General features: G+C 47.1%; 18 protein-coding genes. 6 read left to right on the forward strand and 12 right to left on the reverse strand.

The genetic code is table 11. The features are described from left to right. Positions 1 to 65 precede the first annotated feature (65 nt). On the reverse strand, positions 66 to 257 hold the full coding sequence (locus R2083_RS02495) for a hypothetical protein (RefSeq protein ID WP_132424773.1): 192 nt from the start codon (positions 255 to 257) through the stop codon (positions 66 to 68). A 170-nt stretch (positions 258 to 427) separates the two neighbouring features. On the opposite strand from R2083_RS02495, the gene R2083_RS02500 reads away from it, so the two are divergent. Together R2083_RS02500 and R2083_RS02505 are read left to right on the forward strand one after the other, a co-directional pair. Then, on the forward strand, positions 428 to 1174 hold the full coding sequence (locus tag R2083_RS02500) for a Mut7-C RNAse domain-containing protein (RefSeq protein ID WP_317529967.1): 747 nt from the start codon (positions 428 to 430) through the stop codon (positions 1172 to 1174). Positions 1175 to 1365: 191 nt separating this feature from the next. Then, positions 1366 to 2529 carry a hypothetical protein gene (locus R2083_RS02505; RefSeq protein WP_317537391.1) on the forward strand — a complete coding sequence of 388 codons (1164 nt, stop codon included), beginning with the start codon at positions 1366 to 1368 and terminating at the stop codon, positions 2527 to 2529. Between the two features lie 107 nt (positions 2530 to 2636). Here R2083_RS02505 and R2083_RS02510 read toward each other — a convergent pair whose 3' ends face one another. Next, entirely contained in the window at positions 2637 to 4364 is a 1728-nt protein-coding gene (locus tag R2083_RS02510; protein ID WP_317537392.1) for a methyl-accepting chemotaxis protein, read from the reverse strand. Positions 4365 to 4403: 39 nt separating this feature from the next. Further along, the gene (locus tag R2083_RS02515; protein WP_411172405.1) at positions 4404 to 4919 is read right to left on the reverse strand and encodes a chemotaxis protein CheW; all 516 of its coding nucleotides are present in this window, start codon (positions 4917 to 4919) and stop codon (positions 4404 to 4406) included. A 444-nt stretch (positions 4920 to 5363) separates the two neighbouring features. Between R2083_RS02515 and R2083_RS02520 the strand changes: the two genes are divergently transcribed. Continuing rightward, positions 5364 to 5537 (forward strand): hypothetical protein, encoded by a 174-nt coding sequence (locus R2083_RS02520; RefSeq protein ID WP_317537393.1) that lies wholly within the window; start codon positions 5364 to 5366, stop codon positions 5535 to 5537. A gap of 7 nt (positions 5538 to 5544) precedes the next feature. Here R2083_RS02520 and lspA read toward each other — a convergent pair whose 3' ends face one another. From lspA to R2083_RS02545, 5 genes are all read right to left on the reverse strand, one after another. Continuing rightward, positions 5545 to 6036, reverse strand: coding sequence for a signal peptidase II (gene lspA / locus R2083_RS02525; RefSeq protein ID WP_317537394.1), 492 nt, complete (start codon positions 6034 to 6036; stop codon positions 5545 to 5547). Between the two features lie 33 nt (positions 6037 to 6069). After that, complete coding sequence (locus R2083_RS02530; RefSeq protein ID WP_317537395.1) at positions 6070 to 6240, reverse strand: hypothetical protein; 171 nt, start codon at positions 6238 to 6240, stop codon at positions 6070 to 6072. Positions 6241 to 6329: 89 nt separating this feature from the next. After that, positions 6330 to 6779, reverse strand: coding sequence for a hypothetical protein (locus R2083_RS02535; RefSeq protein WP_317537396.1), 450 nt, complete (start codon positions 6777 to 6779; stop codon positions 6330 to 6332). Between the two features lie 379 nt (positions 6780 to 7158). Beyond that, positions 7159 to 9954, reverse strand: a complete 2796-nt coding sequence (ileS, locus tag R2083_RS02540) for an isoleucine--tRNA ligase (protein ID WP_317537397.1) — start codon at positions 9952 to 9954, stop codon at positions 7159 to 7161. Positions 9955 to 9972: 18 nt separating this feature from the next. Continuing rightward, a complete protein-coding gene (locus tag R2083_RS02545) occupies positions 9973 to 10944 on the reverse strand; it encodes a bifunctional riboflavin kinase/FAD synthetase (protein WP_317529973.1) in 972 nt (323 codons plus the stop codon). A gap of 216 nt (positions 10945 to 11160) precedes the next feature. Here R2083_RS02545 and slmA point away from each other — a divergent pair, with 216 nt between their 5' ends. Then, positions 11161 to 11763: a nucleoid occlusion factor SlmA gene (slmA, locus tag R2083_RS02550; protein WP_317537398.1), complete on the forward strand. Its 603-nt coding sequence runs from the start codon at positions 11161 to 11163 to the stop codon at positions 11761 to 11763. Positions 11764 to 11798: 35 nt separating this feature from the next. Here slmA and R2083_RS02555 read toward each other — a convergent pair whose 3' ends face one another. From R2083_RS02555 to gpmA, 4 genes are all read right to left on the reverse strand, one after another. Next, positions 11799 to 12554, reverse strand: coding sequence for a molybdopterin-synthase adenylyltransferase MoeB (locus tag R2083_RS02555; RefSeq protein ID WP_317537399.1), 756 nt, complete (start codon positions 12552 to 12554; stop codon positions 11799 to 11801). An 11-nt stretch (positions 12555 to 12565) separates the two neighbouring features. Then, positions 12566 to 13999: a S41 family peptidase gene (locus R2083_RS02560; RefSeq protein ID WP_317529976.1), complete on the reverse strand. Its 1434-nt coding sequence runs from the start codon at positions 13997 to 13999 to the stop codon at positions 12566 to 12568. Positions 14000 to 14046: 47 nt separating this feature from the next. Continuing rightward, the gene (locus R2083_RS02565) at positions 14047 to 15126 is read right to left on the reverse strand and encodes a murein hydrolase activator EnvC family protein (protein WP_317529977.1); all 1080 of its coding nucleotides are present in this window, start codon (positions 15124 to 15126) and stop codon (positions 14047 to 14049) included. Positions 15127 to 15304: 178 nt separating this feature from the next. Continuing rightward, positions 15305 to 16054: a 2,3-diphosphoglycerate-dependent phosphoglycerate mutase gene (gene gpmA / locus R2083_RS02570; protein ID WP_317537400.1), complete on the reverse strand. Its 750-nt coding sequence runs from the start codon at positions 16052 to 16054 to the stop codon at positions 15305 to 15307. A gap of 390 nt (positions 16055 to 16444) precedes the next feature. On the opposite strand from gpmA, the gene R2083_RS02575 reads away from it, so the two are divergent. Beyond that, the gene (locus tag R2083_RS02575; protein WP_308811223.1) at positions 16445 to 16828 is read left to right on the forward strand and encodes a rhodanese-like domain-containing protein; all 384 of its coding nucleotides are present in this window, start codon (positions 16445 to 16447) and stop codon (positions 16826 to 16828) included. Between the two features lie 15 nt (positions 16829 to 16843). Continuing rightward, on the forward strand, positions 16844 to 17101 hold the full coding sequence (grxC, locus tag R2083_RS02580) for a glutaredoxin 3 (protein ID WP_317537401.1): 258 nt from the start codon (positions 16844 to 16846) through the stop codon (positions 17099 to 17101). Positions 17102 to 17169: the final 68 nt, after the last annotated feature.

Consider the following 17169-nt stretch of genomic DNA (forward strand, 5'->3'; position numbering starts at 1 on the left):
GTGCTCTACAGCCTCAGTTGCTTGTGATTTTCAACCATAGAGCACTGTCCACCCTCTAGCAAACTTTAGTAATTCGATTTTTCTTCAGTCGATCTGGCTTTTCCGCCACCTTCCTGATCGCCCGATGGTATTTGATGGAAAGGCTGAATGGTTTTACCGTAAGCATCCGGATCAGGTGATTCCGGCGCTGTTGGCTTTCCACCGCAGGCAACTAGAACTAAAACCGCCGATACTGCTAAAAATTGTGTAATTCTCATATAGAACCTTCTGAATGTTATTTGTTAATTGATTTTGTATGACGCTGATTCGCAGAATACCGTTTACAGTTACGCGAAATATTGATCTTGATCAAATTAAATTCACCTTGACATCAAACACCTGCAGGCAATCCGAATCTAAACAATAACTCATGCTGGAAATGTAATCAGTGGCGCAGATCGGAATACGCTTTTATCAATCGTTGAATGATTTTCTTGCACCCGGGCAGGGCGATACGGAGATTATTCACAACTTTGAGCGGAAAGCTTCGATTAAGGACATGATCGAATCGTTCAATGTGCCGCACCCGGAAGTTGAACGAATTTCGGTGAATGGTATTGCAGTAGATTTTAACTATACTGTGCGGGATGGCGATCATATCGAGGTTTTTCCGCAGAGTGAGGATTTTAACGGTATACCGGCACAGCGACTGAGGGCGGAGTTATTGCACCCACCCCTGTTCGTGGTCGATAGCAATCTTGGAAGATTGGCGCGCTATTTGAGGTTGCTTGGATTCGACTGCCTTTATCGTAATGATTACGACGATGGCGCGGTGGTAAGAATAGCCAGTGAGCAACGGCGCGTCGTGCTTACCAGGGATCGTTCGTTATTAAAACGCAGGATCATTACGCACGGGTATTTTGTGCGTGCGGATAGACCGAAAATTCAAACCCGGGAAGTTCTGAAAAGATTTGCGTTATATTCCCTGATCAGACCGTTAACGCGTTGTACCCAGTGCAATGGAATATTGACAGAAACCGGCAAGAAACCTATTGAACATCGTTTGGAGCCGTTGACAAAGCGGTATTACGATAAATTTCTGATCTGCCCGGAATGCGATCGGATCTACTGGCAGGGGAGTCACACTATGCGCATCAAACAGCTGCTTAACGAATTCGTTAACGAGAAAGCGTAATCAACACCTTAAATCGAGGCTGATATTCATCACATTTTGTTCAGATTTTTATTCAGTATGCATTCAGATTTACCTCGTTATGATGGTGTCAAATAGCAGGTGAGGTGGGTTGATGACTGAGGAAGCCTGAGGTGTTGTTTAGAGATTTGATTAACGGATAAAAGTTGTAGTGAATTCTGATTGAGGTTGATATGAATAAATATAAATTAGCGTGCTTGGCTATCGCCCTCTGCGGAATATTTTTAGTGACTCCAGCAAGCGCTGAGGGAGATGGCGGCGGGTTCGATGGCGGTGATTTCGGCGGTGACTATGGTGGCGATTTTGGTAGTGACTACGGTGGTGATTATGGCGGTGATTTCGATTCGGGTGGATATTCGGATTACTCCGATCAGGGTGGTTTTGACCAAAACGATGCTTTCGACCAGAACGATGAGTTTAACCAGCCGGAAGATTTTGGGTCGGCCGATGATGCGTTCCAGGGAAATGATTTAGAGCAAACCGATGCAGTGAGTCAACCAGATGACTTTACTACGGAAAATACGCCGGATAACAGCACTGATACGGCATCCGGTAGTGATGGTCCGGCGGATGAACCCTTGAAAAAGGAGCTAACGGATCAATCTGTTGATGCTGCTTCCGATCCAAGCCAAGGTGCTCAAGCGGACGCTCAGGGTCAGCACAATGATTCGAGTCCGAATGCGGAAGCTACCGATCCAACTCAATCTGCAGGAACAACGGATTCTGCTGGATCTGCCGAAACTGCTTCTAATGCGGGTGACCAATCCGCCCAGAATGGCAGTACTGCCGTTCAAGACGGTTCCTCCACGCAAAATGTGAATATTCAAAATAATACGAATGTAAATCAAAATACTACAGGGAATGATTATGACCATCATCACGGGGGAGGGCATCATCATCACGATAACTTTGGTTTGGGATTCGGCTTAGGTCTGGGAGTGGGATTAGGATTCGGGTTTGGACCATTTGGTTATTACAGTCCGTTTGTTCCCTTTGGTTATTATGGCTTCGGCGGGCCATTCAGCAGCTTTGGTTTTTACGGCGGACGGGGTATTGGCGTTGGATTCTATAATAGCTATGCAGGTTTTGGCCCTTACCGTTATTTTGAACCGTATTATCCCTTGGGCGGATATCTGGCTGGCTCGCCGGTGTTTTCGTCACCCATGGCATTCGCTCCGGCCAGAGCACCTACCTATGTTCAACGTAATGAAGTTTCCGGACCCGCGCCTGTGCAGCAAAGAAACTATTGGTATTACTGCCGCAAGCCCGAAGGATACTATCCCTATGTGAAGCAATGCTCAGGCCAATGGATCAAAGTTCCTCCGCAACCTTCCTGAGTTTTTGACTCCGCAAGCGCTCTGATCAAGAGTAAGCAGACTTACACATCATTAAGGCGATACCTGAGTTACCCCAGGTATCGCCTTATTTCAATCAACGTTTATTGTTAAAATTCTTCCCAATCTTCTTTACCACCTGATGCAACCTTGCGAGTTGGCATCGCTAATTTCTCGGGTGCTGTTTCAGCCTTGGTATTAACCGCAGCTTTCCTGGTTGCTGATCCACGATTAGGCAGCCGTGTCACTACACCAGGGTTTTTTGTTGCCGGTACGACTGCCGTTTGTTCACCATGGTTCGCGAATTTGAACACACTCACTGCTTGAATTAATACTTTGGATTGGTCCTTCATTGATTCAGCAGCGGCGGAAGCTTCTTCTACCAAGGCCGCATTTTGTTGCGTCACCTCATCCATTTGCGTTACTGCCTGGTTGATTTGCTCTATCCCGGAGCTTTGCTCCTGCGATGCGGCCGAGATTTCACTCATGATATCGGTTACACGTTTTACAGCGGTAACGATCTCGTCCATGGTTGATCCCGCTTCATCCACCAGTTTGGTGCCTTCATCCACTTTTGTCACGGAATCATTGATCAATTCTTTGATCTCTTTGGCTGCCGCTGCTGATCGTTGCGCCAGTGTCCGGACTTCTGTCGCCACCACTGCGAAGCCTCTTCCTTGTTCTCCAGCGCGGGCTGCTTCCACTGCGGCATTCAATGCCAGTATATTGGTTTGGAATGCAATACCATCGATGACGCTGATAATCTCAACCACTTTTTTCGAACTGTCATTGATCGAGCTCATCGTTTGCACCACTTGTCCAACTACAGCACCACCTTTCATGGCCACTTCAGATGCACCTACGGCCAGTTGATTCGCTTGACGCGCATTATCCGCATTCTGTTTCACAGTTGACGTCAGTTCTTCCATCGAAGACGCTGTTTCCTCCAGACTCGAAGCCTGTTCTTCGGTGCGGTGGCTTAAATCCGAGTTACCTGACGCAATTTCACTGGATGCGGTTGCGATCGATTCCGTGCTGTTGCGTACCTTGCCAACCAAATCCAGCAAATTGTCGTTCATTGTTTTCAGTGCTTGCAGTAAACGTCCTGTTTCATTGGTTGAATTCACTTCGATTCGAGTAGTCAAGTCACCCGAAGCCACGGCATTTGCAATAGCAACGGCCTCATTCAGCGGTCTGATGATGGCACGTATCAGTAAGAGTCCTGCGATTACAGCCAGAATTAGGCCAAGTACAATCATGCTATTACTAATCGTCAGTAATCCCTGGTATGCTTGATGTGCTGCTTTGTATTCATTGGATCCCAGTACCCGCTGCATATCGAGCAATTTGAACATGGTGGTATGCGCCGCATCAAATTTGGCAAACATATCATCATGCAGATTTTGTTGTGCCGCCTTAAATTCTTTGTTCAGCGCCAGGCTCATCGAATGATCGACAGATTGTGACAGACTTCTCCATTGTTGCTCGAAATCCTTGGCTAATGCGGCTTCTTCAGTAGTTAACTTCGTTGCCATATATTTCGGCCATAGTGTGGCTATTTCTTCAGCTCTCTGATCACTTAGTGATTTTCTTTCAGACACAATGGCCGGGTTCTCAGAATAACTTGAAATTACAGTATTAAAACGGATACGTTGAATGCGATCCAACACCACTCCTAGGTCGCCCAAAGGCAAAACACGATCGTCATAAACACCTTTGAATGCGCTATTCATTTGGTTCATACCGTAAATTCCCATACCACCAATGCTAACTAGCAGCGCAGAAAGAAATCCAATGACAACGATCAATCGAGATTTAATGGTCATGTTTTTAAACATTATGTTTCTCCTTCAAGAGTATTTTATGAAATTTGTAGATTAATTAATGTTATGTGTAATAAAGCCCATGTCGCTTCGGCTCATTAGCTTTTCGATGTCGATCAATATCAGCATCCGCTCATCCACCGTACCTAAGCCCATGATATATTCCGTGTCGATTACCGAACCTAAACCCGGTGCTTGACGCATTTGCTCATCTGTTAGCGTAATCACGTCTGATACCCCATCAACCACAATTCCCATCACTCGGCCTGCTACAGTGAGTATGATGACCACCGTGAATTGATCATATGTTGCCTGACCCAGATCAAACTTTATTCGCATGTCGATGATCGGAACGATGATGCCGCGCAGATTAATCACACCCTTGATATAGTCTGGCGAATTGGCAATATGCGTGATGGAATCGTAACCTCGGATTTCTTGTACTTTCAGAATCTCAATCCCATATTCCTCGCTTCCCAAACGAAACGTCAGAAACTCATTCGTAACCAGATCGACTGCCATCGCCGGCACTCCGGTTACGCTATTTGCTTTCAGTTCTTGCAATGACATTGATTCCTCCACTCGCTGTAATAAAATCTGATTCATACTCTTAATCAATTGGATGGTTCTTTGATTAAAAACACGTTGCTGCGTTGGAATGAACTATACCTGCGAGGACTTGCTGAATTGTTGAGAGAATGTAAACTCTTTGCAAACTATCAGACACAAAGAAACGACCATTGCATGACCTCACAAGAAGCCGTGCGGTATATTCATGGCAGCTAGGGATATCGCTTTCGTTGCGGCGGGGATAGGATAATGGTGTGGTTCCTATAGCAATGCGCCAGCTGGTGCAACTGGAAAGTATCCAGGGAGCTCTAGCAGCCGCGAATGTTGAGAAGTGTTTTTCCGGCGTGTGCGGAGTGGTTGTAAGCGCGTTGGATAATCTGTAATCTATAGCCAGTGCGCCAGTCTGCTGGAATAATTGAAGTTTTATTTTTACCGGAATCAATAATGAAGAAAAAACAACTATTAACTCTGATTGCTTTCTTGCCGGTGATACCGTTGTTATCCGGCTGCTGGACGTTAGTGGCTGCCGGGGCGGGGGCTTACGGGGGGTATAAAATGAAGGAAAACGGTTATACCCTGCAAAACCCGATTACGAAGGAAAAAAGATCTAACAAATGAGATTGGTTTATTTCGTTGCTTTTGCAGAGTCTTCCGGATTTTCTTTTTTCCGGAAACTGTCATAAATCATCAACGCGGCGCCGATAAAAATAGCGGAATCGGCGATGTTAAACGCCGGCCAGTGGTAATTTCCAATATAAAAATCCAGGAAATCGACGACATGACCCAGCGTAATGCGATCGTACAAATTTCCCAGCGCACCGCCCAGAATCAAACTCAGCGATAAACAAAATAATTTCTCCTGCCGGTATTTATTGAGCAGAAAGATAATCACTAAGGCCGCGCTGCCCGCGATTCCGCTCAGGAACCAGCGTTGCCAGCCGGGTTGGTCGCTGAGGAAACTAAAGGCAGCACCGGGATTGTAGGTCAACACCAAGTTGAAAAAACCGGTGAGCGGAATGCGCTCACCGAATTCCAGCGTGGATTCGACCCAGTATTTGCTGGCAAGATCTAATATCAAAAAAATTAAAGCAATGCTTAGGCTGATGTAAAGCTTCATCGTAACAAGTTTCCGGTAAATAATAGCTAGGCTTTACGCATAATGTCGCTGACCATAAAGATTGCTGATGCAGCGTTGGCACAACGTCGAATGTTCCACGTGTGTATTGGATGTTACAAGAATACCTTCCTGCCGCGGATCGTTAACTTGGGTCAGATTGACGGCTGAAACAATCAGCATAAAACGCAAATTATCACTCAGCATTCGACTTAAATGGCTGGTCGAAAGCCAATCCACTCTGCTTCACTTGCAGGAATTATTAGGTCGTGATCCAGCGCGCGGCCCTGCCTGGATTACGGTTCGTAACAAGCTCCCGATGGGTCGACTTGAATCTGAATGAGGTCGCCACCAGAATTGAAGTGACCGCCATCGGTGAAGATTAGGCAGCCCTCGTCCTTGTAGAGAACCTGCATGCGTCTAGCGTCGTTGCCAAAGTAGAAGGGAATCCAGCGCTTGCCAGATTCGTAGCTATGAGATTTATCAGGAAAACCAATCATCTTCTGGATTTCCATCGCCTGCATGCCGATTTGCAATTGAGAGAATTTGCTACCCGCTGCAGGGGTGCCAATGATTTCGCCGGTGTACGAACCATCGCGCGACTTCACCGTGCGGGTTTCGCCGCTGGTCGACGCGGCAGGCGCGAGTTCCTGTGGACTAGGGGTTTCAGTACGCGCTGAGTTGGTAGAGCAAGCGCTGAAAAACAAGCAGACGGTGATTGCAGCGGAGATCGTGTTAAATCGCATGAGTAGGCTCTTTGTCAGTGTTGGAATTTGATCGAGTGTCGTGAGTATGCTGGATGTACATCAATCCGAAGTGTCTCATTCTAGGTTACAAGAATAATCTATCTAACTGTTAATATTCATGCAGTTTAGAGTAAATTCAGTTTAGAGTAAATGGACGATTCATGCAAATGAATACGACATCGCTACCTGCTAAAAAATCACTGAATCAGGCGACTGCTGTCCCATTAATGAGAATGGTAACGCGGCCCAATTCAACCTTAATTGGTATTCATCCAGTATTTGCCGATAAGATCTAACAGCCGCTGAAAAACTATCTGCGTTGCCGCTGTGGTGTTAAATACAGGCTAAAAATGCTCATTTATAGAGCATAAACTGAGCGTTACGCATAGTGCCGCTCTTCGCCACGACCATAAAGATTGCTGACGCAACGTTTGCACAGCGTTGAATGTTCCGCATGCTGGCCGGTATCCTGGCGATAGTGCCAGCACCGCTCGCATTTCGTATGCGCACTGGATGTCACGGTCATGCCTTCCTGCTGCGGGTCATTGACTGGAATCAGGCGGACTTCGGAGACGATCAATACGAAACGCAAGTCGTCGCCCAGTGCACTTAGTAAGGCGAAATCTTCCTGATTGGCGCGTATTTCTACCGCAGCTGCTAATGAGGAACCGATTTCTCCTTGTGTGCGGGAATCTTCCAGTTTTTTCAGCACGTGCGAACGCAGCAAACGGATTTTTGCCCACCGTTGCTGCAATGATTCGGTATCCGGTTGTGCTGGGAGGTCGTGCCACGTATGAAACAACACACTATCCTGAGTATCGCCCGTCAAATGCTCCCAGACCTCCTCCGAGGTAAAACTCAAAATCGGCGCAAACAGCCGCACCAAACTATGCGCGATATGGTGTAGCGCAGTTTGTGCCGAACGGCGCGGAAGACCTTTGGCTGCTGCCGTGTACAGGCGATCCTTGAGGATGTCCAGATAAAATCCTCCCAGGTCTTCAGAGCAGAAATTGTGCAGTTTATGCACAACCTGATGGAATTCATAGCGTTGATAGCTGCGCGTTAAATCTTCCTGAAAGGCTTGGGTCAATGCCAGCATATAGCGGTCGATTTCCAGACAATCTGCCACGGCAACGGTGTCTGTCTGTGGATTAAAGTCCATCAAATTTGCCAGTAAGAAGCGTAGCGTATTGCGGATCCGCCGGTAGCTTTCCACCACCCGTTTCAGAATTTCCTCGGAAATGGAAAGTTCGCCTGAGTAATCGGTGGAAGCGACCCACAACCGTAAAATATCGGCGCCGGAAGTATCCATCACTTTTTGCGGGGCGATGACATTACCCTTGGATTTACTCATTTTGTGACCGCTGCCATCGACCACAAATCCATGCGTGAGCAATGCATCATAGGGTGCACGGCCATCAATGGCGCAACCGGTCAGCAATGAAGACTGAAACCAGCCGCGATGCTGATCCGAGCCTTCCAGATACAGATCCACCGGGAATTTGAGTTGCGCATCCGCTTTGACAACGGTGTCATGCGTGGTGCCGGAATCGAACCAGACGTCCAGCGTGTCGGTCAGCTTTTTATACGTTTGCGCTTCGCCGCCGAGCAATTCGGCGGCATCGAGGGCAAACCAGGCTTCGATACCTTGTTGCTCGACTTTTTGCGCGACTTGCTCAAGCAGCTCAAGTGAGCGTGGATGCAATGTATGGGTATCTTTATGCACAAAGAAGGTCATCGGCACGCCCCAATTACGCTGGCGGGATACACACCAGTCCGGGCGGTTTTTGATCATCGCTTCCAGGCGCGCTCTGCCCCATGCCGGATAGAATGCGGTGGAATCGACGGCTTGCATGGCCAGATCGCGTAATGTTTTATCTCCAGCACTCGCAGTTGTGCTGTGCAGATTCATACCGATGAACCATTGCGGGGTTGCGCGGAAAATGATGGGGGTTTTGTGCCGCCAGCAGTGCGGGTAGCTGTGGTCGATTTTTTTCAGGCAAAACAGATGCCCGCTGGTTTTGAGCGTATCGATGACAATATCGTTGGCTTTCCATACCGAAAGCCCGCCCACCAAAGGTGTACTGGCAATAAACTTGCCGTTGCCATCCACCGGGCTGTCACTCGGCAGGCCGTAATTCTGACCGGCAAAATAGTCATCCAAACCGTGCGCGGGCGCGGTGTGCACCAGTCCGGTACCAGCTTCCAGGGTGACATGCTTGCCACAAATGATTTTTACCGTGCGCGGCTCAAATGGATGTTGCAGGGCCAGATGTTCTAATGCCTGGCCTTTGCAGGTGCCGAGCGTTTCACCGGTTAAATCATAGCGTGCTAGACAAGCTTGCTGTAATTCATTGGCAAGAATCACCAGACCGCGTGCAGTTTGCACCAGCGCGTAGTCGAAATCGGGATGCACGCTGACCGCTTGGTTAGCCGGTAATGTCCACGGTGTGGTGGTCCAGATGATGGCGTAAGCTTGCGCATTTTCAGGAATGACGACGCCGAAGATGCTGCTCAGCGATGAGCGCGCGGACTGAACGGCAAATCCCACATCAATCGCCGGTGAAGTTTTGTCTTCGTATTCTACTTCCGCTTCAGCCAAGGCAGAGCCACAATCGATACACCAATTGACCGGTTTTTGTCCCTGATACAGATAGCCGCTTTGATAAATTTTTCCCAGTGCGCGGATAATACCGGCTTCGGTTTTGAAATTCATCGTGAGATATGGATTATCCCAGTCACCTAGGACACCCAGGCGAATGAAATCGGCTTTTTGACGCTCCACTTGCTCTTGCGCAAAGGCGCGGCAGAGTTCTCGTACTTTGTCGGCAGGCAAATGTTTGCCGTGTTTCTTTTCGATCTGATGCTCAATCGGCAAGCCATGGCAATCCCAGCCGGGAACGTACGGCGCATCAAAACCGGATAGTGTCTTGCTCTTGATGATGATGTCCTTGAGGATTTTGTTGACGGCATGACCGATGTGAATGTCACCGTTGGCATAAGGCGGGCCGTCATGCAGAATGAATTTGGGACGTCCTTTGCTGACGGCGCGGATTTTTTGATACAGGTTTTTGTCTTGCCAGGCTTTCAGCATACCCGGTTCTCGGCTGGCCAGATTGCCGCGCATCGGAAACGGTGTGTCGAGTAAATTGAGCGTTTTCTTATAATCAGTCATGAAAGTTCAATGGATGGGTTAAAGGGCGTTGCGCATGCTATTGGAATGAATCGGGGTAGTCATAAAAAAGCTTTTGGCTTGCGCGACATCTTTCTCGATTTGCCGGATGAGTGTGTTGATATCCACATATTTTTCTTCGTCGCGTAATTTGTGCAAGAAGTTAACCTGTAATTGCTGTCCGTAAATTTTCTGATGAAAATCGAACAAATGAACCTCCAGCACAGGCCTGCCATTATCATGGGTCGTCGGCCGCACACCCAGACTGGCAACACCTCGCAGCGGAGTAGCGGGTGAGGATGGTATGGCACCGTACACGGATACGACAAAAATACCCGAAAGCGGCGGGCGGTTATGCTGCAATTGAATGTTCGCGGTGGGAAATCCAAGTTGCTTGCCTAATTTATCCCCATCTACGACCCGTCCGCTGATGCTGTAAGGTCTGCCGAGCAATTTCCTGGCGGTGTCGAGATCGCCGTTGGCAAGCGCCTGCCGGGTTGCGGTACTAGAAACGCGCTGCCCGTCGATGGTAACACTGGGCATGGCTTCGACAGAAAAGTTATTTTCTGCTGACAATGCTTGCAACATGGCGAAGTCACCGGTGCGCCGCGCGCCAAAACGGAAATCATCGCCGACCAGCAGCCAGCGCACTGCAAGTTCTTTATTCAGGATGTCCGCGATAAATTGTTCCGCGCCGATTCTGGCAAAATCGTAATTGAAACGGCAAATGTGGATACAGTCGACTTCTGTCTGAATCAAGCAGGTTAATTTTTCCCGTAAACTGGAGAGCCGGACAGGTGCTTGATCCGGCGCGAAAAATTCACGCGGATGCGGTTCAAAAGTCATGACACAGGCCGGAAGCCCTAGCCGGCTGGCGGTGTCTTTCAACCGGGAAAGCATGGCCTGGTGGCCTAAATGGACCCCGTCGAAATTGCCTATGGTCAGTGCAACCGGTGTTTTGGCACCGGATGGCACTTTTCGCCATGTATGCATGCGCTCGAACCCAAAAAATTAGCAATTCTAGCGTGTTTAAGGTGAACAGGTCTAGCTTGCACTGCGCTGCCGCGCATATTGAACTCAAATAATTATAGATACTTACTGGAAGGAGCGAAGCAGGGAAAATTGACGGTAGGATAGATTAATACTCGCGTTGATTTATTAATTTGGTTATATTCCTGCAATCGTTTTTGTTATGTTGCGGCCAAATAATTGAAGCATTCAAATCATTCAATCAAATCAAGCGAAAGAGAAGACCGGATCCTGCAAGCGCTGGCTGGGATGCTGGAGTATCCGCAGCGAGTTAAGATCACCACGGCTGCGTTGGCTAAGCAATCGGGCATTTCGGAATCGGCGATCTATCGCTGTTTTTCCAATAAATCGCACATGTTTGCGGCTTTAATTGAATTCATTGAGAAAACATTATTTGTGCTGATCAATAAAATTCTGCAAGAAGAACAGCCGAATGCCAAGCAGATTGAAAACTTGTTACTGCTACTGCTAGGTTTTTCACAAAAAAATCCGGGCATGACGCGGATTCTGATTGGCGATGCGCTGGTCAATGAGAACGATCATTTGCAATTGCGCATTCATCAGCTGCACGACCGGCTGGAAACGACTTTAAAACAGGCATTACGGTTCGCCGTTAGCGAGCAACGGCTGAAAGCGGACGTGGATATTGCAGCGCAAGCCAATTTATTCATGTGCTTCGTGATTGGCCGCTGGTATCAGTTTGTTAACAGCGGATTCAGGCGTGATCCGCTGGCCAATTGGGAAACGCAACGATTGATTTTGTTGCCGAAGGAACTACTTTAAAGTGCAATAACCATCAGTTTCTGATGCATTATTTTTTACCGGTCATTGCGCCGGCATACCGGGCAGAGCGGGTCCTTATTTAATCTGACCGAGCGCCAGTTCATTGCGAGACCATCCAGTAGCAGCAGACGGCCGTTCAGACTCTGGCCGATATTCAATAGAATTTTTAGCGTTTCCGCGGCTTGCATGCTGCCGATGATACCAACCACAGGCGAGAATACACCCATAATTGCGCACGGCATATCCTCCTGGTCTCCAGCAAGCGGATATAAACAATGATAGCAAGGACTGCTGTCATGGCGTAAATCGAACACACTGATTTGACCGGAGAATTGCACCGCGGCACCGGAAATTAGCGGTTTCTTATGAGTGACACAGGCCCGGTTCACATGATGGCGGGTACTGAAGTTATCACTGGCGTCAATGACCGCATCGGCTTGCGGGACCAGCTGCGACAATTCTTCTGCATCGACATGCGCTTGAATTGTAGTGATATGGGTTGCGGGATTGATTCTGTGCAGCGTTTGTTTTGCCGACTGTGTTTTGGCTAAACCGATGGCGCCGCTATCATGGATGATCTGACGCTGCAAATTGGTTAAATCAACTTGATCGCCATCACAAATGGTCAGATGGCCAATTCCGCTGGCGGCGAGATACAAGGCGGCGGGAGAACCCAGGCCGCCTGCACCGATAATTAATACATGCGATTGATTGAGTTTTTCCTGCCCCGCAATGTCGATTTGCGGGAGCAGGATATGACGGCTGTAGCGAAGTAACTGCTGGTCATCCACGATTCCTGAGATCAGCTCTTGGTTTCGTCGCTTTTTTTCTCGGGTGATGGGGTAATGCCCTTGAAGTAATTCATAGCTTGTTTCAACAGGAGATCTTCCTCGGAGCCGAATTCCATAGGGGCTTTATTTTTGTCTTTGTTTTTCTTTTCTTTCTTCTCTTTTTTGTCGCTAGCGGGTTTCAAAGCGGCTTTTTCAGCTTCGGAAGCAGCTTTTTTCTCCGTTTTTTTGCCATTGGACAAATGCCGGTTTAGGTCCGCTTCCCGCAAACGTTGCTCATCGCCGCTGTCGGTTTCATCCAGTACATCGGGTGTGATTCCTTGCGCCTGAATAGATTGGCCATTCGGTGTGTAATAGCGCGCGGTAGTCAGTTTGATCGCGGTATTGTTACCTAACGGCAGAATTGTTTGCACCGATCCTTTACCAAACGTTTGCGATCCCATCACGATGGAGCGTTTATGGTCTTGCAACGCTCCCGCAACAATTTCCGATGCGGAAGCGGAACCGCCATTAACCAGGGTGATCATTGGTACCGTTTTAACCGCGGATGGCAATCCTTTCAAATAATCTTCATCCGGCCCGCGCAGATAGTATTCCGGGTTGGCGTGCAATTTCATTTTTGCATCCGGACTACGGCCTTCGGTATAAACGACTAGAGCATTTTCTGGCAGAAAGGCAGCCGATACGGCGACAGCGCCATTGAGTAATCCACCCGGATCATTGCGTAAGTCCAGGATTAATCCTTTCATTGCGCCGCTGTTTTCGGCAAAAAGCGTTTTGATAGCTTGCGCCAGATTTTCACCGGTTTGTTCTTGGAACTGCGTGATACGGATATACGCATAACCCGGTTCGATCATTTTCGATTTAACGCTTTGGATTTTGATGATATCGCGCACCAGATTAAAGACCAGCGGTTCGGTTTCTCCTTCCCGCACAATCGTGATCTTGATCGAAGTGTTGGGCTTGCCGCGCATCAGCTTGATCGCATCATTCAGTGTCATACCCTTGACGACGGTATCATCCAATTTGACGATAAGATCGCCGGTTTTAATGCCAGCGCGAAACGCCGGTGTGTCTTCAATTGGCGATATGACTTTTACGACACCGTCTTCCATCGTAACCTGAATTCCCAAACCGCCGAATTCGCCTTGTGTGCCGATTTGCAGCTCTTTGTATTCGTCTTTATCGAGGTATGACGAGTGCGGATCCAGTCCGATCAGCATGCCATTGATCGCCTCGGTAATCAGTTTCTTGTCTTCCACAGACTCAACATAATCGCTTTTGATCCGGCCGAACACTTGGGCAAAGGTTCGCAATTCTTCGATCGGCAGCGGATGAATCGCCTCGATACTTTCTTTTTTGGCAATAGCAGAGAAATTCAAACTGAGCATCATTCCAGCAATTGCGCCAATCAGAATTAAACCTGTTTTTTTGATTACGTTACTCATTTAAGCTATCTCCGCACTGATCAAATTTATGTAAATGGCTGTTGCGTTCATTCTATTTTTATCCACGTCAACGGGTCAAACGGCTTTCCTCCGTGACGAAGCTCGAAATATAAACCTGAATCGGCATTACCGCCGCTATTTCCAACGGTTGCAATCGTTTCGCCGCCGCGAGCCGGCTCGCCAACTTGTTTGTGAAGTGTTGCATTATTGCCATATAAGCTCATGTAGTTGTTTCCGTGATCCAAAATTATCAAATTACCAAAACCTCTTAACCAATCCGCAAATACGACCCGGCCTGCGGAGATTGCTTTGACTTCACTGCCATCAGGTGATTGTATGAATAAACCTTTCCATGTCACATGTTTACCTGAACGTTGACCACCAAAAGTGTTTACAAGTTTCCCGCGCACCGGCAAATTTAATTTACCCTTTAACGTTGAGAATGCCGCGCTCGTAGTCGAAGCATCCGGAAGTTTGTTGTTAATTATTGTCGTGTTGGATTTTTCTTGCGCAAGCAATTGATTAATTTCGTTCACTAGATTCGTTAAGCGTTTTTCATCCTGTTCGAGTTTACTGATTTCCTGTTGCTGCTGAGAAATTTGACTGGATACTTGCGTAAGCAATGTTTGCTGCTTGGTTTTTTCTTGTTGAAGTTTTTTTCGTTGATCGAAATATTCCGCTTGGATAGCGGCAATTTCGTCTTTCTTTTGACGGCTGGTTTGTGTCAGAGTCTCGATTTCATGTTGATTGTACTGGAGATTCTTGATGCTATCCGAACGGGCGAGTGAGAGTTGCCGGTAATAATAAATATCGCGCGCGATCTGATGCGGATTTTGCTGATTCAACACCAACCGCAAATAATCTTGTTGTCCCCCGATATATTGTTGATAAAGCAATTTTTCCAGTTGATTTCGTACGATGCCGATTTCATCGCTGAGTTTTTTGTGCTGTGCTTGCAGCTGCTTGTATTCTTCTATGGCTTGCCGGTCGTGCTCAATCAGTTTGGTCATTTTTTGCGTGATGGCACTGATTGCCCGCTCAGTTCCTTGTAATGCATCCGCTGCGCTCTGTTTTAGCGCTTCTTTGTTGGCTAAATCTTTTTGTAATGATTGGATGCGTTCACGCAACAGTTTTAGATTTTCCTGATTGCTTGAGAATGCGGATGACGGGCAAAATAAGATAAGCGCCCAAATCGCCAGGATTGACCGGTAATGTTTTGTGTGAATTGAATTAAACGTATGATTTCCAGATTGATAAGATTTATTCGAATCGCGCGCCCGGTTACACTAAAGAATGGATTATGTTTTAAGCACTCGATTTACCTTGGTTAGCGACGGTTTGCATTGCTTCCTGGATTTCAGCTAAGTTACCAAGATAATAATTTTTAATCGGTTTCAGATTATCGTCTAATTCGTAAACTAATGGAACGCCGGTCGGTATATTGCAGTTTAGAATAGCTTCGTCGGAAATGTTATCCAGATATTTAACAAGTGCACGCAAGGAGTTACCGTGTGCGGCTATGATGACGCTCTGACCCGCTTGAACTTGCGGTGCGATGGTTGCGTTCCAGTAAGGCAGGAATCGAGCAACCGTATCTTTAAGGCATTCTGTTACAGGGATATCGTTCCGCGCCAGATTTTTATAACGCGGATCGTTACCTCCATAGCGGATATCATCAACGGTTAATGCGGGCGGTCTGACATCATAGCTGCGCCGCCAAATGAGGACTTGTTCGTCACCATATTGCGCCGCAGTTTCCGCTTTGTTCAGTCCTTGTAGTGCGCCATAGTGCCGTTCATTCAGGCGCCAGGTGTGTTGGATAGGAATCCACATTTGATCCATTTCATCCAGTACGATCCATAAAGTGCGGATAGCCCGTTTGAGGACGGATGTATAAGCAATATCAAATGCAAACCCGTGTTCGCGTAATAACCTGCCGGCACTTTGAGCTTCCTGTATGCCTTGAGGCGTTAAATCAACATCTGTCCAGCCAGTAAATCGATTTTCTTGATTCCAGGTACTTTCTCCATGCCGCAGGAGAACAATTTTCTTCATATTGGCCTTTTGATAAAAAGGAAATGAGTATCGTCAAGCAGATTAAAAAACGCAGCTATTTTATTATACTTTTTATTGTAAACACAGCATTAGACTGATTCTTTGGCATGAAAAAAATAAGAATGCTTTTTTTTCATGAAAAATGATGACAGATTTTTGTATTTCTTGTTAAGTTAATTAAAGATGGAATAGGTGAAGTATTCGTGGATTTGAATGCGATAAGTCGGTGAGCATGATGCTATGATGTGCGAAGTCAAATGTCTGGCAGCAGAGAATCCCTTAACTTTTCAGTTTCTGATAAAATTCAGAGTTTAAAAAATCTAATAAAATAAAGCTTATATGGAATTGTCATTATTACAAGATCATTTTCTTCTCAGGTTAGAGAATTTATTGTTCGTTATCACCGCGGTTATCAGCGGTTCATTATTGGTATGGTCGATGGTAACGCAAGGCGGCATCAAAGAAATCGATACACGCACTGCGGTACAGTTCATCAATTACCAGGATGCGTTGGTATTGGATGTGCGTGATGATAGCGAATTTGCCGCAGGGCATTTGCCGAATGCCAAGCATATTCCGGCGGAGAAAATTGAGGAACGTTGGACGGAATTACAAAAATTCAAGGAAAAGCCCGTTGTGGTGGTATACCGGGGTGGTATTCGATCCAATAATGCCAGTCTTGTTTTGAAGAAAAACGGTTTTTCCCAAGTAGTTAATCTGATGGGGGGGATTGATTCTTGGAAGCGCGCCGGTTTACCCATGGTTAAACGATAAAGGAAGTGAACGTAAATGCCCCGGGTTATCATGTATACCACTGGTTTTTGCCCCTATTGCAAGATGGCGGAAAGCTTGTTGCGCGCAAAAGGAGTTCAGGAAATTGAGAAAATCCGCGTTGATCTGGAGCCAGAGCAACGTATCGAAATGATGGGAAAAACAGGGCGTCGCACGGTCCCGCAAATCTACATTGGTGAAAAGCATGTGGGTGGATATGATGACTTGGCGCAATTGGATCGCGCGGGTGAGCTGTCGGCTCTGCTGGCGAGTTGATTTCAGCCGCGTTGATTGACGCGATAGCAATTTGTATTTTAGGTTTATTTTATTAATTCACTATATTG

This window comes from Nitrosomonas sp. Is35 (genome assembly GCF_033063295.1).
GTDB lineage: Bacteria > Pseudomonadota > Gammaproteobacteria > Burkholderiales > Nitrosomonadaceae > Nitrosomonas.